General features: G+C 59.7%; 6 protein-coding genes. 3 read left to right on the top strand and 3 right to left on the bottom strand.

Going from position 1 to position 26957, the window contains the following annotated elements:
- Positions 1–135: 135 nt before the first annotated feature.
- The 3 genes from BLU64_RS11235 to BLU64_RS11225 form a co-directional block, all read right to left on the bottom strand.
- Positions 136–2664: a fimbria/pilus outer membrane usher protein gene (locus BLU64_RS11235; RefSeq protein ID WP_139171504.1), complete on the bottom strand. Its 2529-nt coding sequence runs from the start codon at positions 2662–2664 to the stop codon at positions 136–138.
- 14 nt (positions 2665–2678) lie between these two features.
- Positions 2679–3368: a fimbrial biogenesis chaperone gene (locus BLU64_RS11230; protein WP_083351077.1), complete on the bottom strand. Its 690-nt coding sequence runs from the start codon at positions 3366–3368 to the stop codon at positions 2679–2681.
- A gap of 63 nt (positions 3369–3431) precedes the next feature.
- On the bottom strand, positions 3432–3986 hold the full coding sequence (locus BLU64_RS11225; protein WP_051625462.1) for a fimbrial protein: 555 nt from the start codon (positions 3984–3986) through the stop codon (positions 3432–3434).
- A gap of 615 nt (positions 3987–4601) precedes the next feature.
- Here BLU64_RS11225 and BLU64_RS17250 point away from each other — a divergent pair.
- The 3 genes from BLU64_RS17250 to BLU64_RS11210 all read left to right on the top strand — a co-directional run bounded on the left by BLU64_RS17250 (position 4602) and on the right by BLU64_RS11210 (position 26866).
- Positions 4602–4880 carry a hypothetical protein gene (locus BLU64_RS17250; RefSeq protein WP_139171503.1) on the top strand — a complete coding sequence of 93 codons (279 nt, stop codon included), beginning with the start codon at positions 4602–4604 and terminating at the stop codon, positions 4878–4880.
- Between the two features lie 1260 nt (positions 4881–6140).
- Positions 6141–15674: a non-ribosomal peptide synthetase gene (locus BLU64_RS11215; protein WP_074728741.1), complete on the top strand. Its 9534-nt coding sequence runs from the start codon at positions 6141–6143 to the stop codon at positions 15672–15674.
- The gene (locus tag BLU64_RS11210) at positions 15674–26866 is read left to right on the top strand and encodes a non-ribosomal peptide synthetase (protein WP_074728739.1); all 11193 of its coding nucleotides are present in this window, start codon (positions 15674–15676) and stop codon (positions 26864–26866) included. The genes BLU64_RS11215 and BLU64_RS11210 overlap by 1 nt, the downstream gene beginning before the upstream one ends.
- Positions 26867–26957: the final 91 nt, after the last annotated feature.

Below are 26957 nucleotides of genomic sequence, written 5' to 3'. Positions count from 1 at the left end.
AGGTATAGAGATTATCCCGATGAAGTAAATACAGCCATTTGAGGGGCTTGATAACCATCGTCTGCACACCAAAAATAAAAAATTAAGTTTCCGCGGTTATTTTTAATACCTAATTCATCAATCTTTCTCATACTGCTAACTCCTGCATTCGAGTGTGACCATTTTGATCCCATTCCTCGTCTCCGCTTGGTCCACCCTGAACGGAGCCTGACACTCCCGGCCACCGGCCAGCGTGGCTTTTATCACGCCGTTCGCCTTCATTCCCGTCAACCATATCTGCCCCTGTTCGTTGGACATACCCGCCGCTTCGCCAGCCGATACCGATGCGCCTAACGGCAAAGGTTTTCCGTCATGCGTCAGTGTCAGAAATACCCGGTAGCCTACGCGGGTACGGTAATCCGCCAAAACCATCGCCTCTTTCTGCGGTACCTTGTGCACTATAGGATCTGTCACGTCAACGTTATCCGGCAGCGTGAATGTATCTAGACTGACATTGTTATCACGATAAGCTGTCAGCGACGGCACCACCGCATAGCCTCGCCAGTCCGTTACTAGACCTGTCCTGTTCCTGATTTTTACGCCTTCAGCCGCTGGTGCCCTCACTAAGGCATACCCGGCCCCTTCGGATAGCTGCTGCGACAGTGTGATGCCGTACGGATGCGCTACCACTGAACCTCGCAGATTCCAGCTCACCGTCTCCCGCAGGCCATAGTAGTTCGAGTAACCCAACCCCGCAGTGGCCCGACCGCCTCGATAGCTGCCGCTAATTGCAGTACTGTCTGTGGCGCTGCCGGCGCTGCTTCGAGATTGCGCCTGGGATACCGACCAAGACAAGTTGTTACCCGGCAGTGCCGTCCCCGATAATGTGGACGTCAGGCTGCTTGTCCCTTGGTCTGATCGCGACCAACTGTTGGTCATTCGTACGCTGCTGCCGGAAGACGATAGCCATTTGCCGAGTGGAAGGCTTAGGCTGACGGAGGTAATGTTGTCCGTTTTTTCGGTCCGCCAAATTCTGCTTTGGCTCTGGTTCAAACTGACCGATATCCCATCAAAGGTTTTGCTCCAGCTCCCAGTTATGGAACGCGTTTTTGAATTTCCACGGTTCCAATACTCTGACTGATAGGCTGAAAATGAGACCGACCCTAACCAGCCGATGTTCTGACTTAGGGTGAGCTGCGCCTTGCTTTTCAGGCTATAGCGCGAGGCCAGGCTACTGCTGTGGTAGTAGTTGCTCGCTTCATCAAAGCTGAAGAAGCCGTCGGTGGCATAGCGATAACCCGCCAGTGTCATTGAGGTTCCGGTAATATCGAAGTGTTTACTGTACTTCGCTTGCAGGGACTGGCCGCTGCGAATGGTGCCATCGCTAAAGGTTGACTCGGCATGCGTGACATCTAGCGACACGGCCCCCAATCTTCCCAGACTTTGCCCCATACCCAGCATACCCGAGTGGTAATGCTCCGCGACAATGATCCCCCCATAGACTGATGTGCTATTCAGCAGGCCGTACAGAATTTCAGCCTGGGCGAAACGTTGACTGACGGCATTGCTGCTATCGTTGTAATAACGAGTACCATATTCTCCGGCAGTAACGGAATATTTCACAACGCCCTTACGGACTGAAATCGGTGGTGAAGCGAAAGACTGAGTGAATGTTCGTATTTCCCCATCCTCTTCCTTTATGGTCACAACCAATTCGCCGGACGTTGATGTGGCATACAGATCATTAATAACGAACGCCCCGGGCGACACAAAGGTCTGGTAGAGCAGGTTGCCGTTCTGACGTATCTCAACCGTGGCGTTGGTGATCGCTACGCCGCGGATTTCTGGTGCATAACCCCGAAGGCTATCCGGCTGCATTTCACTCTGAGTGGACAAGCTGGCACCCCGGAAGCTAAAGCTGTCAAAAACCAGGCCTGGGCTGGATGTTTCGCCGGTCACCAGACGCGCACGCAGCGAACGGATATCCCGTTCGACCCAGGTCTGCATGCTATTCCAGCTCGCCCGCCCCTGGCGGGTTCGAGTGTAGTAGCTGTAGTTACGCACCCGCCACTCGCCCAGATTAGCGCCGCTGCGTAGGCTGAGGTACTGCGTGCTGGTTTGCTGACCATTACGGTGATTTTTCACTTCGGATCCGGTAGCGCTGTAGGAGGCAAACAGCATTGGAACGCCGCTGTCCCATTGTTCGGGGGGAACATCGCCACGAGCGCGGTTATCCAGAGCAGCCTGGGGAATACTTAAGTTCAGTATCCTCCGGTCAAAATCAAAGTCGCTGTTTGCGCCGCGAATATAGTCCCCAAGTTTCACTATCGGAGCATCGGCAACCATGGCGACAATAGCGGGAAATACTTGAATTTTTACGCCCAGCTCACGTAACAGAGACGGCGTCAGTTGCGGACATAGGCGGCGACCATCACACACCACAAAACGCAGGTGATGTTCACCGACGCGAGTTTTGTTCACCCGGACCTGGACGTCGTACTCACCGGGTATCTGAATATCCGTGCGAGAGAGCAGAGAGAGGTCGGTCTGCGCTTTCTGGTTTTCTTCCAGATGCAGTGCATTGACGTTGAAATACATCTCAGCTTGAGCCGACAGGGAAGCAGTCGCATACCCGCAGAGCACCAGTATCTTCACCCGAGAACAAAAACGATATTTAGGTATCACTCCCTGAATCCCCACTAAAAATTCACCTCTTTTGCCGTCGTCATTCCGCCAAAATCATTGATGGTGCTATACGTCACGTGCCTGACAGCATGTTCATTCACTGGTACGATTTTTGACGCGCGAGGCATAATGGTACCCGGCCTATCGATTTTTTTACCGTTTACCGACATGCCTGTCAGGGTGACAACATAAGGCGTCGGGTTATTGAACGAGATACCGCCAGACACGGGCGTGACTTTCAGCTTCTGCCAAGCCAGCCCGGCTTCTTTTGCCGACAGTCCTTTTGGTCGGTAGATCAGCTTGATGATGTTCTGCGTGGCGATGGTTAGGCGTTTCGGGTCGGTTTTTTTCTCAACAGCTGGTATCGCCCTGACATTTAGCAGATACACGCTTTCCCGATCCTCCGGTAGGGCCGGTAAGGAGGTGTAGACGACACGGATAGCGCTTTCCCCATTCAGTGCTTGTTTGAATAAGGGGGGCGTGGCGATAAAGGGGATGTTTTTGGTCTTTCTCTGCATATCAGAGACCCATACCTGAACGAGATACGGCGTGCTTTGCCCTGCGTTACTCAGGGAAAGACTCGCCTCCTTTTTGGCAGCATCGTAGATTAGACGGGTTCCTCCCAAGGTAAGCCCGTCTGCGTGGCAGACTAGCGATGCAGATAACAGACATGCACCACCGATGCATCCGATAGAACATTTCATAAGATAACCTTTGCGAAAAAAGCCGAACCAAGGGAGGGCTGGCCTTTGGCCAGCCCGGTAATATCAGGAATCGCTGTAGTTGATGGTGAAGGTGACGTCCGTGTCGACACTACCGCTATAAGCTGTGGAGCCGGTGTAGTCGACAAGATAGGCGTTGAAATTACCCGTGGCGGACGTGACTTCGGTAGATGTCAGGACATTAAAGCCAGTGTTGGATGCTGGTGTGCCGGAGGTGTAATAGGTGCCAGTGTTGTCAGCATCCTCAATACGAATACCTAGTCCGCTAATGTCGCTGGCAAACAGTTCGGTATAACCGCTGGTGGACACAGATGTGCCTTCAAAGGTAATAGTCGGTGCCGTCGCGACGGCACAATCGGCCAGTTCAATGGAAAACGGTGTACCGACAGTGCTCGCACCAGCAGTACCAAAGGTGCTGCTGCTGACTGTTCCGAAATTGACTGTCCCGGTGGTGGAGGAAGCATCCGCCACGCTGTTCACTGAACAGGCTGAAGATGAAATGGTTGCTGTGAAGTTGATGACTCCGTCAGTTGCCCGCGCCAGTCCGGTAACCCCAAGAGATGCGACGAGGACGGACAGGGTCAGTAGATTTTTTTTCAAGATAATTACTCCATACATAAGTTTTAGTTAGACAAAAAAGAAAAACGGTTAATTAGAAACCTACGGAAGCATTATATGATCGTTTTTAACGATCAATCATGGTAATTATATATGTTTATACCTATCAATAAGAGGTTTATTGATCGGCGGTTTATAAATAAAACCAAAATGCAAGCGTAAAACGCTCTCAATCCTGACCTTTGTTTGAAATGAGTAGCGAACTTGTTTATTTGTGTCGATAGCTGCGGGGAAAATCACGGGAATGAATCCGTTTGCATTCGTATGGCTTCAGCCTGAAGAGTTCTATGGTTAGAGCGGAGAATACGTTAGACATCGTAATGCTACGGCTCTGCAGGAGGTAATCGAACATTGTCAGCTTTTACTGCTATGGGGCAGGGCTAGCTCGCCAACCATAGGCGAGATAATCCACATTCTTCTTTGGCATCCCCTTGAATAGGTCCACGGTGTAGGGTTCAGCCACATCGGCGGCTGTTTCACGCAAGATCGGTCAGGCAAGGAACGCCGCCTCCGGGCATATTGATCCGCTCGGAGGCGGCCATGTTTGACGATAAGTCCGATTATTACACCCATCGTTTCAAGCGGGCCTTGAATTAAATGATATCGATCACGAGCGGACTTTCCCCCGTCGGCAGTCGCCAGACCTATGGCGTCGCTCCTGTTGCTCCAATAATGACGCCTACAGCCGATTTTCGCTCTGATATCTGTGGTTCAGTGGTTGCGCCTGTCGATGAGGATAACCCCTTTGGCGTCGTGAATGCGGTCATCCCCACAGGAGGCTGTGGCGCGGCGCGGCACTGTGGTTCGCATTATGCTCTGTCTACTGGCGCCCGCAATCGTTACAACAACTGGCTGCCGCATTGTGGCGAAGAATGACGCGATTACCCGCAGTTTTTTCACTACCTTAACTTTGTCCATGAAGGGGCAGAACACGAATTGATAACGGATATCTGTCTGCCGTTAAAAAGACCGTGATAACCCGAGATTGCGCGTTACGGGGTTGTTTTGCTTTTCAGGGATACTCAGATCATTGCCTTCCTGCTCATAAGATGTGCTTTCGATGAAGATTAAGATCATGCCTGAATGGCGACACCAGGTTAACGATGCTCAACGCGCCTTTCTCGTAGAAGTGGTTAATACGCCTTAGCGCAACACGGAGGAAAGTGTTGAGCGTATGCTGCATAAATGCGTCAAAAATCCGCGTTAGCGGATCTCTTAATGAGAGAGATAGACAGTCCTCATCTTTTTTTACTCGTGGTTTTGTTTCTTAATTTGGATACCTTTTGCGGACAATTTCATAACCTTTTGATGCTTACTCTGTCATTAACGTTACCAATAACGGTGGCAAAGGACATCAATGGGGGAAAGTTGATTGTCAAACCGGTGTTACATTTGTGGGTTTATTTCTTAAAATGTTTCCCTAATAAAATAAAAATAAAATAATGAAAGATGGTTATCTATAGTTATGTATTTCATAAATACGTGTTTCGGATAAAGACTATTTTTAATTGAGTGAGCCTTGTTCCAGCTAATTTAACTTTCCTGTTAAAATAGAAAGTTTTGAAATGGGGTTGTTTTTATTAATTTCATGCTATCTAATGGCGCAGACCGAATTTCATATTCTTAAAAACAGAATAAAAAACCCCGCATATGCCCCATTGCTTTGCGGGTTGTTTTTTACTTATTGTTTTTTATCGGTTTTGTTGGTTTTTGTTTTGTTCTGTGGATTTTTAATTGTTGTGGTAAGGATGTCGTTATGATGAGAATTGCGCGGGGTGGAGGCATCCTTTTATTCAGTCATCTCAGCTTGTCTTTTTAACATTTTTTATTGGCGGTGAGTTTATATATAAACAGAAGGCAGCTTTATGATAGGCGCTATATGACATGTATCACAGCCTCGTCCTCGGATCCTGTTTTTGCTTTATCCAATAGTTCTGTGTTGTCCTCAGTGACCGTTTTCCTAAGTCTCATTATTGAGGCGATTTTTGTTATTTATAGTATTTTCACCTATCACCATTAATTAATATAAGAATAATCTTTGACATGAGAATAGTTAACGTCGAAATGATGAGGGATGAGTGAATTAATGACAGTTTTTAGTTTGTGATCTAATTAATGATGTAAGAAAGGAGTCCTATGTCAAATGTTGATATGCAGCCCGGTCTGACACGGGAAACACAGTCCATTCATCCCCTCAACCACGCTCAGCAAGGTATCTGGTTTGCTCAGCATCTCAATCCTGAAGCGGAAGCTAAAGTCTTTAACGTGGCCGAATATCTTGAGATACCGGTGGCGCTAAACCCACAGCGATTTGAAATGGCGGTAAGAACCACCGTTCAAGAAATAGAGTCCCTGCGAGTGCGTTTACACGTTTCGTCCTTTGACATTACGCAGTCGACGGATGTGGCGTCGTCCTGGCCTTTCCCTGTGCTCGACTTTCGTCAGGAAAGCGATCCGCTGGAGAAGGCGAAGCAGTGGATGGAGGATGCTTGCAACAGGTCGTTTGACCTGGAACAGGGGCCGCTTTTTTCGTTCGCGCTGATTCAGCTAGCGGAGGAACATTTTCTTTTTTACCAGTGTCACCACCATATCGTCATGGATGGTTACAGCGTCTCGATATTTATTCAGCGGGTCGCGGAGCGCTACGCCGTGTTCTTAACAGGGGAGGTGGCTACGGACCACGACCTTCTCGGGCTTGCACAAGCCAAGAGGGGTGAGCAGGACTACGACGCCTCATCCCGCTTATGCCGTGATCGCGAATACTGGCTGGAACAGCTCGCGAATCGACCGGATCCGGTGAGTATCTCCGGCAGACAGGCCAGCTGCGCCGATATACTGCATCGGCAGCGTTATCTTCCCGAGCAAACACATCAGCTGCTGCGGCAGGTAGCGGAGCAGCATAACGCTTCGTTGCCGGCATTGTTAATCACGCTGGTCGCGTTCTACTTACACCGGATCACGGGACAGGAAGATCTGCTGCTGGGGATGCCGATGACGGCCCGTGTCGGCAAGGCATTGCGGCGTTACCCCGGCATGATGAGCAATGTGCTGCCGTTGCGGTTGCGCGTGAATCCGACAACCACGCTGTCCGCAGGACTCGAACAGACAAAACGTACTGTGCTGGAAGTATCGCGGCATCAACGCTATCGGTATGAGACGTTGAAAGCCGATCTGGGAATGGCTGCCGGGCGTGAAACGCTGTTTTCCACACTGATTAATATTCTTCCTTGCCATAACGATTCGCTGACTTTCGAGGGCGCGAAAGCCAAAGTTCACAATCTCTTGCTGGGACCGGTCGACGATCTCTCCATTACGCTGTTCGACCGGGGGGTAAACGAAGGCATTGAGCTATGTTTGAATGCCAATGCCGCGCTCTACCACGAACGAGAGTTAGCATGGCATCTGCGACGCATTAGCCACTTTCTCAGTTCGGCGGCGACTGAGCTGAGTCGGCCTGTCGCAGAACTGCCGCTGCTGTTGCCTGAAGAACGAGCTTTAATGCGCCAGTGGCATTCCGCATCCGCGCCAGCGTCGTCCTCCCCATTCTGTCTTCACGAGCTGTTCGAGCAGCAGGCCAAGGAGCGCCCCGATGCGGTAGCGGTGAGTTTTGATGGCGATTCGCTGAGCTACGACGAGCTGAACCGTCGCGCTAACCCGCTGGCCCGGCAGTTGATAGCGCAGGGCGTGCAGCCCGACAGTCGGGTGGCGATTGCATTGCCGCGCGGCAGCGAACTTATCGTCGCCATTCTGGCGGTACTCAAGGCCGGTGCGGGCTATGTGCCGCTGGACCCGAGTTACCCGCAGGCCCGTTTGCAGTACATGCTGAAAGACAGCGCGCCCGACGTATTGATTACCCACAGCAGCAGCCTGCCGTCGCTGGGCGAGCTGCCGCAGAGGCTGTCGCTGATGGTACTGGACGGCGATGCCCCGACCTGGACGCATCATTCAGATGAAAATATTCCCGCCGCCTCGCTTGGCCTGACACCACATCATCTGGCCTACATCATTTACACTTCCGGCTCGACCGGCCAGCCCAAGGGCGTGATGGTGGAGCACCGCAACGTCACCCGCCTTCTGACCTCGACGCAGGCACTCTTCGACTTCGACCATCGGGACATCTGGACGCTATTCCACTCTTACGCCTTCGACTTCTCGGTATGGGAAATCTGGGGCGCCCTGCTGCACGGCGGACGTCTGGTGGTGGTGCCGCAGGCGGTGACGCGCTCGCCGCAGGCGCTGTATCAGCTGGTGTGCCGCGAAGGCGTGACGGTGCTGAACCAGACGCCGGGGGTCTTCCGCCAACTGACGGCGGCGCAGGCGGACAGCCCTGAGCGTCACGCGCTGCGCTACGTGATTTTCGGGGGAGAGGCGCTGGACGTGGCGGCGTTGACGCCGTGGTACCAGCAGAACCCGGACGTAGATACGCAACTGGTGAATATGTACGGCATCACCGAAACGACGGTGCATGTGACGCACTGTCCGTTAACGGCGGGGATGCCAACGGGAGATAGCCCGATAGGCCGGCCGCTGCCGGACCTGCGGCTGTACATCCTGGACGGTCATGGCGAGCCGGTGCCGTTAGGCGTGCCGGGCGAGCTGTACGTCGGCGGCGCCGGGGTAACGCGCGGCTACCTGAATCAGCCTGCGCTGACGGAAGCGCGATTCCCGCTCGACCCATTTTATGGCGAGGCGGGTGCGCGGATGTACCGCACCGGCGATTTGGGCCGTTGGCGTGAAGACGGCACGGTGGAGTATCTCGGCCGTAACGATTCTCAGGTCAAGATCCGCGGGTTCCGCATCGAACTCGGGGAGATCGGATCTGCCCTGCAGGCCTGTGACGGCGTCAAAGAAGCCGTAGTGACGGCTATAGGCACGGAGCAGGATAAACGGCTGGTCGCCTACTTCGTGGTGGACGATCGCGGACAGGCTCCGACGACGGAAGCGCTGAAGGCACAGCTCGGTAAACGTTTACCGGCCTTTATGGTGCCGGCGGCGTACGTAGCATTGGACTCCATACCGCTGACGTCGAACGGTAAAGTGGATAGCAGAGCGCTGCCAGCCCCGGATCTTGAGGCTTTCGAGCATCAGGTGTATGAGGCGCCGGAAGGCGACACGGAAACGACGCTGGCTGCGATCTGGCGCTCGGTCTTGGGCGTGGAGCAAGTCGGGCGCCACGACAGCTTCTTTGCGCTGGGGGGGCATTCGCTGCTGGCGGTGCAGCTGATTTCCCGCGTGCGCAGCGAACTTCAACGGGAGCTGTCGGTCGCGACCTTGTTCGACTGTCCGGTGCTGCATGAACTGGCGGCCACGTTGGACATCGCGCCGACCAACGGGCATCTGCCCGACATCATGCCGTTGGCGGAGGGCGTTCATCCTCCGCTGTCTTTGGCTCAGCAACGACTGTGGTTCCTGTCGCGCATGGATGACAGCGCGCGGGCGGCATACCTCATCGCATTTACGATCCAGATAGAGGGCGAGCTTAACGTCACGGCGCTTACGCAGGCGCTCGATCGTATCGTGGCTCGTCACGCCGCGCTGCGCACCCGTATTGCCGAGTGTGATGGCACGCCGGTGCAGGTTATCGCCTCTGACGATGGTGGGTTTCCGCTTCGACAGATAACGGCGGACGATCCGACGGCCTCGTCCGATACCGCATTTGAACCAGTCACGGACGCGTTGGCGTACGGCGAGCTAACCGTCGTCGGCGCGCAGGAGCACCGACTGCGTTTGTCGTTGCATCACCTGGTCGCCGACGGTTGGTCGGTCGGCATTTTTCTTCAGGAACTGCAAAGCCTGTACACCGCGTTCAGTCAGGGCAGCGGCGATCCGTTACCTCCGCTGGCTATCCAATTCGGTGACTACGCGGCCTGGCAGCAGCAACACATGCAGGGAGAGGAGCTGCGCGCCCAGCAGGCGTATTGGGAAAAACAGCTGAGCGGGATCCCGGATTGCCTGACGCTGCCCAGCGACCGGCCGCGTCAGCCGATGCAGGACTATCGCGGCGCCAGCCTGAATATTGAGCTGGAGCCGTCGTTGACGCAGGATCTGAAGTCGCTGAGTCAGCGTCATGGCGCGACGCTGTTCATGATACTGCTGGCGGGCTGGTCGGCGCTGATGAGCCGTTTGTCCGGTCAGGAGGATGTCGTGATCGGCAGCCCGGTCGCTGGCCGCGGTCGTCAGGAGCTGGAGCCGCTGATCGGCATGTTCGTCAATACGCTGGCGCTGCGCGTCAATTTGTCGGAACAGCCGGATACCGTCGCGCTGCTCGCGCAGGTGAAGGCGATGACGCTGGCGGCGCAGGAACATCCGGATCTTCCCTTCGAGCAGGTGGTGGAGATGCTGGCGCCTGCCCGCAGTCTGTCTCACAGCCCGGTATTTCAGGTGATGCTGGCGTTGCAGAATACGCCGGAGGTGACATTTACGTTGCCGGGTCTGAACACCTCCCTGATGGCTGATCCCGTGGAGACGGCCCAATTCGATCTTAGCCTGGATCTCCGTGAGGCCGATGGTCGGATCACCGGACGGCTCTACTACGCCACCGCACTGTTTGACGCCGCGACGGCCCGGCGCTATCTGGACTATTGGCATGCGCTGTTGCGCGGGATGACGGCGGATCCGCATCAACCGGTGCAGACGCTGCCGCTGTTACCCGACGACGAACGCCGTCAGCTGTTGTTTGGCTTCAACGCCACGCGTGCTGACTATCCGGCCGAAAATGCCCTGCATACGCTGTTCGAAGTGCAGGCGGAGCGACAGCCGAACGCGGCGGCGGTGGAGTGCGACGGAGAACGCCTGAGCTACGGCGAACTGAACCGGCGCGCTAACCAACTGGCCCACTGGCTGATGACGCAGGGCGTCCGGCCGGACGGCCGAGTGGCGATAGTGCTGGAACGCGGCTGCGATCTGATCGTCGCGATGCTGGCGACGCTGAAGGCCGGCGGGGCCTATGTGCCGATCGATCCGTCGACGCCTACTGAACGTCTGGCCTATCTGCTGGAAGATAGCGGGCCGCAGGCCATCATCACCGAACGCGCGCTGCGTAGCCGAATGGGTGAACTGTCGCCCCATCCTCATACGTTCGTCATTGATGGCGCCGCCCGTCCGTGGACGCGCTGCCCGCAGGACAATATTCCGCTTGCGGCGGTAGGGCTGACGTCGTTTCATCTGGCGTACCTCATTTACACCTCGGGGTCGACAGGTCGTCCGAAAGGCGTCATGGTCGAGCATCGCAATATCATCAATTTGGTGCATTGGCACTGCGAGTCCTTCGCCCTGCGCTCACGGGACTGCGTTTCCAGCGTGGCGGGTCTGGGCTTCGACGCGGCCGCCTGGGAGATCTGGTCTGCGCTGTCGATCGGCGCGCGGTTGCTGCTGCCGTCGCCGGCAATCTCACGCGATCCGGATCAACTGCTGGCGTGGTGGAGCGCGCAGCCGCTTGACGTGAGTTTCCTGCCGACGCCCGTCGCTGAACTGGCGTTTGTCCGCGAGGTGGCTCCTGCCACGCTGCGCACGCTGCTGGTCGGCGGTGATCGTCTGACTCGTCAGCCGTTTGCCGGGGCGCGTTTCACCCTGATAAACAACTACGGACCGACCGAAAATACGGTGGTGGCGTCCTCCGGAGACATCTGCGCCGATGAAGCGCTGCTGCACATCGGTCGTCCCATCGCCAATACCCAAACCTATATTCTGGATGCGCGGATGCAGCCGGTTCCGGTGGGGGTGTGCGGAGAACTGTATATCGGCGGCGCGCAGGTGGCGCGAGGGTATCTCAACCGCCCGGATCTCACTACCGAGCGTTTTATTCCCGACCCGTTCTCCTCCGAGCCGCATGCGCGACTGTACCGCACCGGCGATTTGGGGCGCTGGCGCGCCAACGGCACGATCGAGTTTCTGGGACGCAGCGACTTCCAGGTGAAGATCCGCGGCTTTCGCATTGAGCTGGGCGAAATCGAAGATGCCCTGTTGCACTGCGAGGGGATCCAGCAGGCCGTGGTGGTCGCGCAGGGGGGCGCCGCTCAAGAAAAACGTCTGATCGCCTACTATCTGGCGGAGCAGGGCACGAATGCACCCTCTATCGACGTACTGCGTGAACAGCTGCTGGCGCGCTTGCCTGAATACATGGTGCCGATGGCCTGGGTGCCGCTGGAAAGCCTGCCTCTGACGGCCAATGGCAAGGTTGACCGGCGTGCGCTGCCTGAGCCGGATGACTCCGCATTTGCACGGCAACACTATGAAGCGCCGCAGGGCAAGGTGGAGCTGGCGTTAGCCGCCATCTGGCAAGCGTTGCTGCGCGTGGAGACGGTGGGGCGCCGGGATAACTTCTTCCTGTTGGGCGGGCACTCGCTGCTGGCGGTGCAGTTGATCTCGCGTATTCGCAGCGAAATGCAGCGGGAGCTGGACCTGAAAACGCTGTTCATGCATCCCACGCTATGCGAGATGGCGCAGGCGCTGGGCGAGAAGGCGGTACCGCCGTTACCGGCGATTTCTCGCCTGGCGGCGGCTGAGCCTCCGCTGTCGCTGGCGCAGCAACGCCTCTGGTTATTGGTGCAAATGGATCCGGCGGCAAGCGCGGCCTATATGATTACCGGCGGGATTAGACTACAGGGCGATCTGAACCTCGCCGCGTTGCAACAGGCGTTGGATCGTATCGTGCTGCGTCATGCGGCACTGCGCACGCACATCGTTCACCGAGACGGCGTCGACGTGCAGGCGATTGCTCCTGCGGAGAGCGGTTTCCCCCTGCACCGGCTGGATATGAGCGGCAGCCAGGATCGCCCGGAACCGTTCACGCCGTCAGTGTCCATCACGACCGGCCCGCTGGCGCAGGGGCAACTGCTCCGTATTTCCCCGCAGGAACACTGGCTGAGGTTGGCGCTGCACCACATTATCGCCGACGGCTGGTCGGTCGGCATTCTGATGCGCGAGCTAGGTACCCTCTATAGCGCATTAAGTCAGGGACAACCCGACCCGCTGCCGCCGCTGCCTATCCAATACGGCGACTATGCCGCTTGGCAGCGACAACATTTGCAGGGCGAGCGAATGCAGGAGCAGCAACGTTACTGGGTCGAACAGCTGCGCGGCGCGCCTGACAATCTGATGTTGCCGACGGACCGACCCCGTCCGCCGTTGCAGAGCTTTGCCGGGGCGTATAAAACCCTGACGCTGGACGCCGACCTGACGCAGGCGTTGAAGACGTTAGGTCAGCAACACGGCTGTACGCTGTATATGACGCTGTTAGCCGGTTGGTCTGCGTTGATGAGCCGCCTTTCCGGGCAGGATGACATCGTGATCGGGTCGCCTATCGCCGGGCGCGATCGACAGGAAATCGAACCGCTGATCGGGATGTTCGTCAACACGCTCGCGCTGCGGGTTGCCGTGACGCCAGAGATGGACACGGCGGCGCTGCTGGCGCAGGTCAGGCGTACCACGCTGGCGGCGCAGAGCCACGCTGACATTCCGTTCGAACAGGTGGTTGAAGCCGTCGCGCCGGTGCGCACGCTGTCCCACAGTCCAATCTTCCAGGTGATGATGGCGCTGCACAATCTGCCTGACATGGCGATTGAGTTACCTGAGCTTCAAGTGTCGCCGTTGCCTAACGAGACGGCGACCTGTCAGTTCGATTTGAATCTGGAATTACGTGAGGCGAACGGGCTGCTGGAAGGCACGCTGTATTATGCGACCGCGCTGTTTGATGAGGATACCGCCCAGCGTTATCTGGACTACTGGCAGCGTCTGTTGCGGGGGATGGTCGCCTCCGCCGCGCAGCCGGTAGCCACGCTGCCGCTGGTCTCCGCCGATGAGCGGCAGCGGGTGCTCACGGCGTTCAACGCCACGGAGTCCGCCTATCCGGCAGACCGTTGTCTGCATGAATTGTTCGAGATGCAGGCGCATCGGCAGGCGACGGCAACGGCGTTGGTCAGCGGCGAACGGCGGCTGAGCTACGGCGAGCTGAACGAGCGGGCCAACCAACTGGCGCACTGGCTGATGGCTGAGGGCGTGCGTCCGGACGATCGCGTGGCGATCTGCGTGGCGCGGGGGCCTGATATGGTCGTGGCGCTGCTGGGAATTCTGAAAGCCGGCGGCGCTTATGTGCCGCTTGATCCTCTCTATCCTACCGAGCGGCTGGCTCACATGATCGCCGACTGCACGCCGCTGGCGGTACTGTGTGACGACGTCGGCCGCTCTTCGCTGGCGTCTTGTTCCGCGTTGCCGCCCATCCTCGACCTGAGCGCGGATGAGCCGCTGTGGGCCAAGTCAGAGCGCAGCGATCCGGATCCGCAACGTATCGGGCTGACCCCGCGTCATCTGGCTTACATCATCTATACCTCCGGCTCGACCGGACGCCCCAAAGGCGTGGCGATGCCGCACGCGCCGCTGGTCAATTTAATCCATTGGCAGAACCAGCGCCCAGCGGGTGCCACGCTACAGTTTGCTTCTTTTGGCTTCGATGTGGCGAGCCAGGAGATCCTCAGCGCGTTGATCGGCGGAGGGCGGTTGATCATCGTCCCGGACGACGTGCGGCTCGATATGCCCAGGCTGGCGGATCTGCTGGAGCAGCACATCGAGCGGGCCTTTATTCCGCCGTCAGTCCTGCCTGCGCTGGCGCAGATGTATCGCGCTTCGGGGCGCGTGCCGCCGTCGATGGAGATTATCGCCAGCGGCGAGGCGTTGCGCCTCGGGCCTGATGTGCGGGCGTTGTTCCAGCACTCGGAGCATGTCCGGCTTCACAACCAGTACGGCCCGGCGGAAACGCACGTGGCGAGTGAATTCGTCTGTCCGGCGACATTTTCGAACGGGGTGCCCCAGCCGCCTATCGGGCGTCCTATCGCCAACAGCCGACTCTACATCCTGGATGAAAAAGGCGAACCCGTGCCAGTCGGCGTGGCGGGGGAGATCTATATCGGCGGCGTCGGCGTGGCGAGAGGTTACCTGAATCAGCCGGCGCTCACCGCCGAGCGGTTTATCCGAGATCCTTTCTCCTCTGAGGCGGACGCGCGGATGTACAAAACCGGCGACCGGGGACGTTGGCGCAAAAACGGCATCCTCGATTATCTGGGACGCAACGACGATCAGGTCAAGATCCGAGGATTCCGCATCGAGCCAGGCGAGGTGGAAGCCTGTCTGAGCGGATGTCCGTACGTTGAGGCGGCGGTGGTCGTTCCGCGTGAGTGCGGAGGAGAAAAACGGCTGGTCGCTTACTACCGGGGGAGCGCGAAAATCGAGGCGATGCGCGCTCATCTCGTGGCGCAGCTGCCTGCCTATATGGTGCCCGCGGCCTGGGTGGCATTGACCGAGTTCCCACTGTCGCCCAACGGCAAGGTGAACCGCCACGCGTTGCCGGAACCCGGTGACGATGCGTTCGCGCATGCGGCGTTTGAAGCGCCGCAGGATGAAACCGAACAGGCGGTAGCGGCAATCTGGCTGTCATTGTTGGGCGTCGAGCGCATCGGCCGGCACGACAACTTTTTCGAACTGGGCGGGCACTCGCTGCTGGCGGTGCAGCTGGTGTCCCGACTCCGGCTTGAGCTGGACGTCGACGTGCCGTTGGCGGAAATTTTTGCCCATCCGAGTCTGAGCGCGCTCAGCGAGCGGATCCTGGACCTGAGCATCGAAGAGTTTGATATCGCAGAGCTGCTGGATATGGCGGCATCTATGGAAGGAGAAGAATAATGCAGAACACGGAAGAAACCTCATCCTCTGTCCAGCCCCTCACGCGGGAGCAAAAGGCCAAACTGCTGGCGCTGGCAAAAGCTAAAGGGCTTAAGCCGAAAGCCGCGGGCAGTCGACAACCGATCCCTCGCGCGCCGCGCGTCGAAGGCGGGATGCCGCTGGCGCCCGTCCAGCGCGGGCTGTGGTTTCTGTCGCAAATGGAGTCGCAAGCGCCGGAGCGTTATCTCCTGAGCATGGCCTATCGGCTCAGGGGCCAGGTGAATACGGTGGCGCTGCAGGCGGCGTTGGACCGCATCGTCGCCCGTCATGAAATTCTACGGACGCGGGTGGTTAACGTGGCGGGGACGCCGCGTCAGCTCATCGCTTCCGCCGACAGCGGCTTCGCGCTGGAAATCCGGACGTTATCGGATGCCTCGGAACCGCTGCCGGATTTCACGCTGCGGCCCGATCCGGAAGCTGGCCTGCTGCTGGGCGGACAGCTGGTATGTCTGGGCGAAGGGGAGTGCCTGCTGCGCATTGCGCTGCATCACTTGATTGCCGACGGATGGTCGCTCGGGATTTTTCTGCATGAGTTGAACGCCCTTTATACGGCGTTTAGCCAGGGACAGGCCGATCCTTTGCCGCCGCTGCCAATTCAATATGCCGACTATGCGGCGTGGCAGCATGCGCAACTGAGCGGCGAGGCGCTGGAAACGCAGCGCGACTACTGGCGGACGCAACTCCGGGGCGCGCCGACGTGTCTGGCGCTGCCGACCGATCGCCCGCGTCCGCGGGTACAGGATTACGACGGCGCCTGCGCGTCAGTGACGCTGGACGCGACGTTGCTGAGCGAGATGAAAGCGCTGGCGCGGCGCCACGGTTGTACGCTGTTCATGACGCTGTTGGCGGGGTGGGCGGCGTTGATGAGCCGTCTGTCGGCTCAGGACGACATCGTCGTCGGCGTACCGACGGCCGGCCGTCACCGCCGCGAGGTCGAGTCGCTGATCGGCATGTTCGTCAATACGCAGGCGCTGAGAATCGATCTCTCGGAACCATTGGACACGCCCGCGCTGCTGAAGCAGGTGCGAGACACGGCGCTGGCGGCCCAGCGTTACGCCGACATCCCTTTGGAGCAGGTGGTGGAAGCGGTCGCGCCGACCCGCAGCCTGTCTCACAGCCCGCTGTTTCAGGTGATGCTGTCGCTGCAAAATACGCCGCAGCAGCCGTTTACCCTGCCTGGCGTCGTGGCCTCGCCGTTGGAGGGCGAAGCCACGATGGCGCAGGTCGATTTGAATCTGACGTTGACGGAAACCGACGGGGGATGCGAAGGGACGCTGTGCTATGCGAAGGCCCTGTTCGATGCGGATACGGTGCGGCGTTATCTGAGCTACTGGCTACGGATACTACGCGGCATGGCGCAGCAGCCTGACTGCGCGGTGCAGTCGCTGCCGCTACTGTCTGCCGATGAGCGGCGACAGGTTCTGGACGAGGTTAATGCGACGCAGGTGGACTACCCCCGCGACGCCTGCGTCCACGAATGGGTCGAATATCAGGCCGCCGCGCAGCCTGAGGCGCTGGCGGTGGTCTCCGACGAACGGACGCTGAGCTACGGCGAACTTAACCGCATGGCTAACCAACTGGCGCACTGGCTCGTGGCGCACGGGGCCGGCCCGGAGACCCGGGTGGCCGTGGCGCTGCCGCGCGGTCCTGAGCTGATTGCCTCGTTGCTGGCGGTGCTTAAGGCGGGCGCGGCCTATGTGCCCTTGGACCCGGCCCAGCCGTCGGCGCGACTTAACGCGTTACTGCATGACTGCGCGCCTATCGCGGTGATCGCCTCGCAAACAACACGTGCCGCGCTGGGCGAACTGCCTGACTCGGCCACGTTGCTGGAGTGCGATGATGCAACCGGTCCGTGGACGCGGTGCGCCGAGGCCAATCTGGCCCCTGTGTCGCGCGGGCTGACGGCGAAGCATCCGGCTTATCTCATTTATACCTCCGGCTCGACCGGCCGTCCCAAAGGCGTGACGGTGCCGCACCGGGCCGTCGTGAATTTCCTGCACAGTCAGCGGCATCAGCATCAGGCGGCGTCGCATACCCGAGTGCTGGCGGTCACCACCGTCTCCTTTGATATTCACGTTCTGGAAATTTACCTGCCGTTGATCGCGGGCGGTCAGCTGCATCTGGCGAGCGACGACCTGCGCCGGGACGGTAAAAGGTTGGGGCATTATCTGAACGCGCAGGCGATCTCGCTGTTTCAGGCCACGCCGGCGACGTGGAAACTGTTGCTGGCCGCCGGTTGGGAAGGCGCGCCCGGCTTGACGGGATTAATAGGCGGTGAGGCTTTTTCGCCGACGTTAGCGGCGGCATTGATCCCGCGCGTTGACGCGCTGTGGAATATGTATGGTCCCACGGAGACCACGGTTTGGTCGACGACGTGGCGCATCGGATCTGAAGAGGTGTCGATCCCCATCGGTCATCCCGTCGCCAATACGCGGGTCTACCTGCTGGACGCGGAAGGACAGCCGGTGCCGACCGGCGTGCCGGGCGAGATTTACATCGGTGGCGATGGCGTCAGTCTGGGGTATTTCAACCGTCCTGACCTGACGGCGGAGCGCTTCCTGCCCGACCCCTTCTGCCGCGATACCGATGCCCGTATGTATCAAACCGGCGATCTGGGGCGCAGACGGCCCGACGGCGTGCTGGAATATCTGGGGCGTAACGACTTCCAGGTCAAGATCCGCGGTTTCCGTATCGAACTGGGCGAGATCGAGACGGCGCTGTTGGCCTGCGCGGGCGTGCGCGAGGCGGTGGTGACGGCGCTGAGCGGTGAACATGAGGAAGCCCGGCTGGTCGCTTATTACGTAGCGGAGGCTGACGCGACGATCACCCGCGAGGGGTTGCGGACGGCGCTGAGCGAGCGTCTTCCTGACTACATGGTGCCTGCTGCCTGGGTCGCGCTGGAGAACGTGCCGTTAACGCCGAACGGCAAGGTAGACCGCAAGGCATTGCCTGCGCCGGATGAATCGGCCTATGCACAGCAGCCCTACGAAGCGCCGCAAGGGGAAACGGAAATGGCGCTGGCGGCGATCTGGCAGTCGCTGCTCGGCGTGCAGAAGGTGAGTCGTCACGACAACTTCTTCGCGCTGGGCGGGCACTCTCTGCTGGCGATGCAGCTCGTTTCCCAGGTGCAGGAAACGCTGCATCGGGCGCTACCGCTGGCGACGTTATTCGCCTATCCGTCGATCAGCGGGTTGGCCGCGTCGCTGGACGCCGCGTCGCAGGAGACGCTGACCGAAATCCTTCCGCTGAAAGCAGGAGAAGACGCTCCGTTGTCTTTGGCGCAACGGCGAATCTGGGTGTTAAGCCAGATGGACGCGGCGGCGGGAGACGCCTACGTGCTGGCGGGCGGTCTGAAGCTTGAAGGGCCGCTGAATACGGCGGCGCTGCGCCAGGCGCTGGATCGCGTTTATGCGCGGCATGACGTGTTGCGTACGCATATCGAGGTTCGCGACGGCACGCCGGTTCAGGTGATTGAGGCGGAGAACCGCGGCTTTCCGCTCAGCGTGGTCGGGCGAGACGACCCGCGCGATCCACTGAGCTTCCCGCCGACGTTCGATCTCACGGCCGGGCCGCTGGCGCTGGCGCAGCTGGTCACGGTATCTGAACAAACGCACTGGCTGCGGCTGGCGCTGCACCATATTATCGCCGACGGTTGGTCTATCGGCGTGCTGATGAAGGAGATCGGAACGCTGTATGCCGCGTTCAATCAGCACAGAGACGATCCTCTGCCCGCGCTGCCGATCCAGTACGGCGATTACGCCGCCTGGCAGCAGCACTATCTGTGCGGCGAGCGGATGCAGGCGCAGCAGCACTACTGGGCGGAACAGCTGCGCGGCGCGCCCGAATGTCTGACGCTGCCGACCGATCGTCCCAGACCGCAGACGCAGGATTATCGTGGCGGCCGCGTGGCGGTGTCGCTGGACGCCGCGCTCACACAGTCGCTGAAGGCGCTGAGCCAGCGCGGGAATGCCACGCTGTATATGACGCTGATGGCGGGCTGGGCGGCATTGATGAGTCGGTTGTCCGGGCAGGAGGATGTGGTGATCGGTTCTCCTAACGCTGGCCGTCATCGCCGCGAGGTCGAGCCATTGATTGGCATGTTCGTCAACACGCAGGCGCTGCGCGTTGACCTGTCGGCCCAACCGGATGCCGTGACGCTGCTGGAACAGGTGAAAGCGACCGCACAGGCGGCGCAGACGCACGCCGATATTCCGTTCGAGCAGGTCGTGGAGACGCTGGCGCCGTCCCGAAGCCTGTCTCACAGCCCGATCTTTCAGGTCATGATGACGCTGCAGAATACGCCGGAAGGGGCGCTGACGCTGCCCGGCATGACGGTGACGGAGCTGCAAGACGAGGCGACGGTGTCGCCGTTCGATCTCAGTCTGGTCCTGAGCGAACAGGGCGATGAGCTCAGCGGAGGGCTGTATTACGCCCGCGCGCTGTTCAATGAAAGCACGGTGCGCCGTTATTTGGGCTATTGGCAGCGGCTGCTCGCCGGCATGGTCTCTTCGCCGGCAACGCCGGTGACGGCGTTGCCGCTATTGTCGGAAGAGGAGCGCCGTCAGGTACTGTGCGACTTCAATGCCACGCACGCCGACTATCCAACCGGGTACAGTCTACATTCGCTGTTCGAGACGCAGGCGGCCCGTCAACCGGATGCGCAGGCGGTGCTGTGCGGCGGCCGGAGCCTGCGCTATGGCGAATTGAATGCGCAGGCTAATCAGCTGGCGCACTGGCTGAAGGCGCAGGGCGTGAGACCGGGCGATCGGGTGGCTATCGCGCTGGATCGCGGTGGCGATCTGATTGTCGCGCTGCTGGCGGCGTTGAAGTCAGGGGCCGCCTACGTGCCGCTGGACCCGGCGCTGCCGACGAAACGACTGGCCTATATTCTGGAAGACAGCGCGCCGCAGGCGGTGGTAACCAGCCGCGACGTGCGCGAGCGTTTGGGGGCGCCGCCGTCAGCGGTGACGCTGGTCTTGATGGAGGGGGAGATCCGGCCTTGGGCGCAGTTGTCGCGGGACAATCTTCCGACAGAAGCGCTTGGGCTGACGCCTCATCACCCGGCCTATCTCATCTATACCTCCGGTTCGACCGGCCAGCCGAAGGGCGTCATGGTCGAACATCGACATGTCGTGAATCTGGTTCATTGGCACCAGGAGGCGTTCGATCTGCGGGCGGAAGACATCTCGTCCTGCGTGGCGGGATTGGGATTCGACGCCGCGGCCTGGGAGATCTGGCCGCCGCTGTCGGTCGGGGCCATGTTGGTGATGCCGACGCCGGAGATATCACGGGATCCGCAGCAGCTGCTGGCATGGTGGGCGGCGCAGCCGCTGGACGTCAGCTTTTTGCCGACGCCCGTCGCTGAGCTGGCATTCGCCCGTGACATGTCGCCGTCAACGCTGCGGGCGCTGCTGGTCGGCGGCGACAGGCTTAAACGCCGTCCGCCCGCCGGGGCGCGCTATACCCTGTTCAACAACTACGGCCCGACGGAAAACACCGTCGTAGCGACCTCTGGCGTCATTAGCGCCGATGAGACGGCGCTCCACATCGGTCGTCCTATCGCCAATACCCGCGTTTATATTTTGGACGCTCAGGGTGAACCGGTGCCGCCGGGCGTGTGCGGCGAATTGTTCATTGGCGGTGTGCAGGTGGCTCGCGGGTACGTGAATCGTCCGGATTTGACCGCCGAACGCTTCCTGCCGGATCCGTTTGTGCATGATGCCGAAGCGCGGATGTATCAAACCGGCGATTTGGGGCGTTGGCGGGACGACGGGACGATCGACTATCTTGGACGCAATGACTTCCAGCTGAAGATCCGCGGTTTCCGCATCGAACTGGGCGAGATCGAGTCCGCGCTGCTGGACTGCGAGGGGATCCGCGAGGCGGTGGTTGAAGCCTGGAGCCTGACGGATCTGACGCAGGAAAAACGGCTGGTCGCCTACTACACCAGCGACGATCCTCAAGAGATCAGCGCTGACGGTCTGCGTGAACGACTGAGCGCCCGGCTACCAGCCTATATGCTGCCCGTCGCCTGGATGGCGCTGGCGGAAATGCCGCTCACCGCGAACGGCAAGGTCGATCGCAAAGCCTTGCCGCTCCCGGATCAGGTTGCTTTCTCGCATCAACCCTATGCCGCGCCGCAGGGCGACATGGAAACGACGCTGGCGGCACTTTGGCAGTCGCTTCTGGGCGTGGAAAACGTCAGCCGTTACGACGACTTCTTCGCGCTCGGTGGTCACTCGCTGCTGGCTGTGCAGCTGATTTCGCGACTACGTGACGAGCTGGGGCGCGAGCTGTCTCTGGCGACGCTGTTTGCGCGTTCTGCGCTGCACGATGTCGCCGCCGTGCTGGAAGCGGCGACGCAGAGCGATCTGGCGCCGATAATGCCGCGTGAGACTCAAGAAGCGCCGCTGTCTTTGGCTCAACGACGCATCTGGTTCCTGACGCAGCGGGATGCCAACGCCAGCGCGGCCTACGTCATCGCCGGCGGGATCAAACTGGAGGGGATACTCGATGTGTCGGCGCTACAGCACGCGCTCGATCGCATCGTGGCTCGCCATGCCGCCTTGCGCACTCACATTGAGTGCCGGGACGGCGAGCCGGTGCAGGTGGTGGAGTCGGAGGACCGGGGGTTCCCGCTGCAGGTAGCGACAGCGAGCGAGCGGCAGGACGAGCGCGCGTCTTTTACCCCTGAATTCGATCTGACGGCCGGTCCTTTGGCGCAGGGACAGCTGGTTCAGGTTTCGGCGCAGGAGCATTGGCTGCGTCTGGCGTTGCACCACATCATCGCCGACGGCTGGTCGCTGGGCGTGATGATGAATGAACTGCGCACGCTGTATTCGGCATTCATACAAGACCAACCCGACTCGTTGCCGGAGATGACGATCCAGTTCGGCGACTACGCCGAGTGGCAACGGGAGCATACGCAGGGCGAAGTCCTGCAGGCTCAGCAAGCGTATTGGGTGGCGCAGTTGCAGGGGATCCCGGCGTGTCTGACGTTGCCGAGCGACCGCCCCCGACCTGCGGTGCAGGATTACCGCGGCGCGAGCCTGGCGGTGGAACTGGATCGCGAGTTGACTCAGTCGCTGAAAGCCTTGAGTCAGCGCTGCGGCGGTACGCTGTTTATGACGCTGTTGGCGGGCTGGTCGGCGCTGCTGAGCCGACTGTCGGGACAAGACGACGTGGTTATTGGCACCCCCGTCGCCGGTCGTCACCGGCGCGAGCTGGAACCGCTGATCGGCATGTTTGTGAATACTCAGGCGCTGCGCGTTGATATGTCCGCCGATCCCGACGCCGTCGCGCTGATCGCGCAGATTCGGGAAACCCAACTGGCCGCTCAGGCGCATGCGGATATTCCCTTCGAACAGGTCGTGGAAGCATTGGCTCCGGCCCGCAGTTTGTCGCACGGACCGGTCTTTCAGGCTATGTTGGCGTGGCAAAATCTTCCCGCAGAATCCGCCGAGTTGCCTGGACTGACCCTCTCGCCGCTGCATCACGAAACCCAGACCGCGCAGTGCGATCTCATTCTGGAGCTGCGCGAGGAAGACAATCGGCTGGTGGGGCATCTGAATTATGCGGTCGCTCTGTTCGACGAGGTCACCGTACGGCGCTATTTGCGCTATTGGGTACGGCTGCTGCAAGGCATGGCGTCTGAACCGAATCGACCGGTGCAGGCGGTGCCGTTGCTCTCTGCTTCCGAGCGGCAGCGGGTGTTGTGTGATTTCAACGAGACCCGGACGGAATACCCGACGCAGAAGAGCCTGCCTGCGCTGTTTGAGGAGAGGGCGCGGCGGCATCCCGATGCGCAGGCATTCATGTGCGGTGAACAGCGGCTGAGCTATGGCGAGCTGGATGCGAGAGCCAATCAACTGGCCGGACGGCTGGTGGCAATGGGCGTACGGCCCGGCAGCCGGGTGGCGATCGCGCTGGCGCGCGGCGGCGAGCTGATCGTGGCGATATTGGCGACGCTCAAGGCAGGCGGCGCCTATGTTCCGGTGGATGGCGGGTATCCGCAGGCGCATCTGCAGTTTATTCTGGCGGATAGTGCCTCCGAGGTGCTGATCACGGATTCAACCACGGGCAAGACCTTCGACGGGGTGCCGCTTGAGTGTGCGATTCTGAATCTGGATTGTCCGTTATCGAACGAGACTGACAGGAATGAATACGTCCTCGCCGCGCCGGTGCGGTGCGACGCTTCCCAGCTCGCTTATATCATGTACACCTCCGGTTCGACCGGTAAGCCGAAAGGCGTGATGGTTGAACACGGCAATATTGTGAAGCTGGTCATCAACAACGGCTACGCCGAGTTTCGGCAGAGCGACCGCGTGGCCTGCCTTGCCAATCCGGCGTTCGACGCCAGTACGATGGAGATTTGGGGACCCTTGCTCAACGGCGGCTGTATCGTGCTGTTCAGTCAGGAGACGGTGCTTGATCCTGTGCGCTTCGCGGACGAACTTCAGCGGCAGCGGGTCGATACCGTCTTTATGACCATCGCACTGTTCAATCAATATGCCGACACGCTACAACCGGTGCTTCCCAACCTGCGTTACCTGATGGTCGGCGGCGAATCGCTCGATCTGACGTTTATACGGCGGGTGCTGCGCGTCGGGCCGCCGCAGAACTTCCTGCATATGTATGGGCCGACGGAAACGACGACCTATGCCACCGCGTTCCGCATGAACGACGCGGACCCCGGAACGGGAAGTATGCCGATTGGCCGGCCGATCGCCAACACCACGCTCTACATCCTTGATCGCTATCGCCAACCCGTGCCTGTCGGCGTGAGCGGCGAGCTGTATATCGGCGGGGCCGGTGTCGCGCGCGGCTACCTGAATCTGGACGAGCAGACGACCGAGCGTTTCCTGCCCGATCCTTTCTCGAACGAACCGGGTGCGCGGATGTACAAGACCGGCGATCTGGGGCGCTGGCTGCCGGATGGCAATATCGAGTTTATGGGACGCAATGACTTTCAGGTGAAGATTCGCGGTTTTCGCATCGAACCTGAGGAGATTGCGGCGGCGTTGCAGACGCTGGACGCGGTGTCGCAGGCCGTGGTGATAGTCCGGACGACGGTCACTCAGGAAAAACAGCTGGTGGCCTATTTCACCGCATCCGAGCCGGATGTCGACATCGCATCGCTACAGGCGGGGATCGGCGCGCGTCTACCCGCCTACATGGTGCCCTCCGCCTATGTGCAGCTGGAGAAGATGCCTCTGACGCCTAATGGCAAAGTGAACCGCGCGGCGCTGCCTGAGCCGGACGACAACGCGCGAGTGCGATGCGATTATGAGGCCCCCCAAGGGCGCATCGAACGCACGCTGGCGGAGATCTGGCAGCGTTTGCTGGGCGTGGAGCAGGTCAGCCGTCATGACGACTTTTTTGCGTTGGGCGGCCATTCGCTGCTGGCTCTGAGGCTGGTGAATGAGGCGCGGCAGCAAGGCGTGCAACTGACGCTGTCTTCGCTGTTTTCTAAGCCGCAATTGCAGGCGCTGGCGGCGGAGATCCAGACCCAAAGCCCGCAGGTTGGACGTGGATCGGATCAGGCTATTGTATTTCGCGCTACGGGAGCACAGCGTCCGCTGTTTATCGTACCGGAAGCCAGCGGCGAACTGTTTTATGGGCCATTGCTGACCCGTTGCATCAACGACGATATTCCGGTCTACGGGCTGCCAGGACCGGATTGCCACCAGCCGCCTTTCGCGACGCTGGAGGCCGCCGCAGCGCGTTATGTCCGGATCATCCGTGCGGCTCAGCCAGAAGGACCGTATCGGCTGATTGGTTGGTCGTTTGGCGGGACGATGGTTTATGAAATCGCGGCGCAGCTGCTGGGACAAGATCAACAGGTCGAATTCATGGGCATGCTGGACACGCGGCTGCCGGACTCGCCGGAGGGGTTCACCGTCCCGCTGGATGAGATGTTGGCGATGACCGACGAGGAGGAGATGCTGGCGTTTTTGGTCCGCGGCGATTTAGAGGCTATGGCCAACGGGGCGGTGGCGCTACAACCGGACGCGATTGCGCGGGCGCGGCGAGGACGGCTGGAAGATCACTATGACATCGGGCGCGAAACGGGCATTTTCCCAGAGGCGTGGTCGCCATCATATTACCGTGGCTGGCTGCGCCACCGGTTGGCCTTGCTGCGAGTGCAGTATCGGGCGCCGACGTTGCCGCTGAGGCTGGATCTGTTTATTGCTCAGGATGAGCCGAACGCGGGTGGGCGCTATCTTGGCTGGGAACGCGTGCTGCCGACGTCGTCCATTCGTCGTATTCCGGTGCCCGGCGACCATCGGCGCTTAGTCTCGGAACCTTATGTGCAGGAGGTCGGTAAGGCGATTAGTGAGGCGTTGCAGACGGGGCGCTCAGGAAGGGAAAGCAGCGATGACCCTGTGGTGGCGCTGCAGGCCGGGAGCGGGGCAGGCCCGACTCTGCTCTGCATTCCCGGCGCGGGCGATAACGTGTTCGCGTTCAAAGCGTTAGTGCAGAGCTTACCCGACGACTGGACGGTTTTGGGGCTGCAACCGCGTGGGTTGTGGGGCAGTGAAGTGCCTCATTCCAGCGTGGAGGCGGCCGCGGCGTGTTATCAGCAGGCGCTGAGCCGCTACTCTCTGACGAAAACCGTGCACCTGCTGGGGCACTCGTTTGGCGGTTGGGTCGCACTGGAGCTGGCGTCCAGGCTGGAAAAAGCAGGGATCGTGCCAGCATCGCTGCTGCTGGTCGATTCCGATGCGCCCGAGCCAGAACCCCGGGAGTATACGGATATTCAGGCGTTGATGTCGTTGGCGGAGCTTTTCGAAATGAGAGGTTGTTCTCTGGCACTCACGGAAGAGATCCTTGCCAGTCTGACCTTGCCTCGTCGGTTGGAGGTCATGCTGGAGCGTCTGATCGATCAGGGTGTATTGCCGAAACAGACCAAGGTGTCGGCGCTGGCGGGGATATATCGAGTTTTCTCTACGAATATCCGTACCGCTTACCGGCCGACGGCTTTGCCTTCGACGGCGCCGGTTCTGGTGATGGCGAAAGAAGCGTCCCCTGAGCTGCTATCCGATTGGCAGGCGGTGGTGCCGACGTTGCGCGGTGTCTATGGCGAAGGCAACCATATCGAACTGCTGACGTCACCCTGCGTTCAGGCCTTAAGCGAGGTATTACGCCGATAGTCCTTATACGGTGACCTGCCCGCCTGAAGGGATTCTCCCTTGGGCGGGCCTTCCCTGTTCACGCCCCTCTTTTGTGCCTTTTTCAGGGCGT

The organism is Lonsdalea quercina, from assembly GCF_900107885.1.
GTDB classification, from domain to species: domain Bacteria; phylum Pseudomonadota; class Gammaproteobacteria; order Enterobacterales; family Enterobacteriaceae; genus Lonsdalea; species Lonsdalea quercina.
The sequence above is the reverse complement of the archived record's forward strand: the minus strand, read 5'-3'. Positions and strand labels throughout refer to the sequence as shown.

Excerpts from the sequence above, each read along its gene's own strand:
- BLU64_RS17250 (WP_139171503.1), top strand. The coding sequence starts at position 4,602 with ATGATATCGATCACGAGCGGACTTTCCCCCGTCGGCAGTCGCCAGACC.
- BLU64_RS11230 (WP_083351077.1), bottom strand. The coding sequence starts at position 3,368 with ATGAAATGTTCTATCGGATGCATCGGTGGTGCATGTCTGTTATCTGCA.
- BLU64_RS11210 (WP_074728739.1), top strand. The coding sequence starts at position 15,674 with ATGCAGAACACGGAAGAAACCTCATCCTCTGTCCAGCCCCTCACGCGG.
- BLU64_RS11215 (WP_074728741.1), top strand. The coding sequence starts at position 6,141 with ATGTCAAATGTTGATATGCAGCCCGGTCTGACACGGGAAACACAGTCC.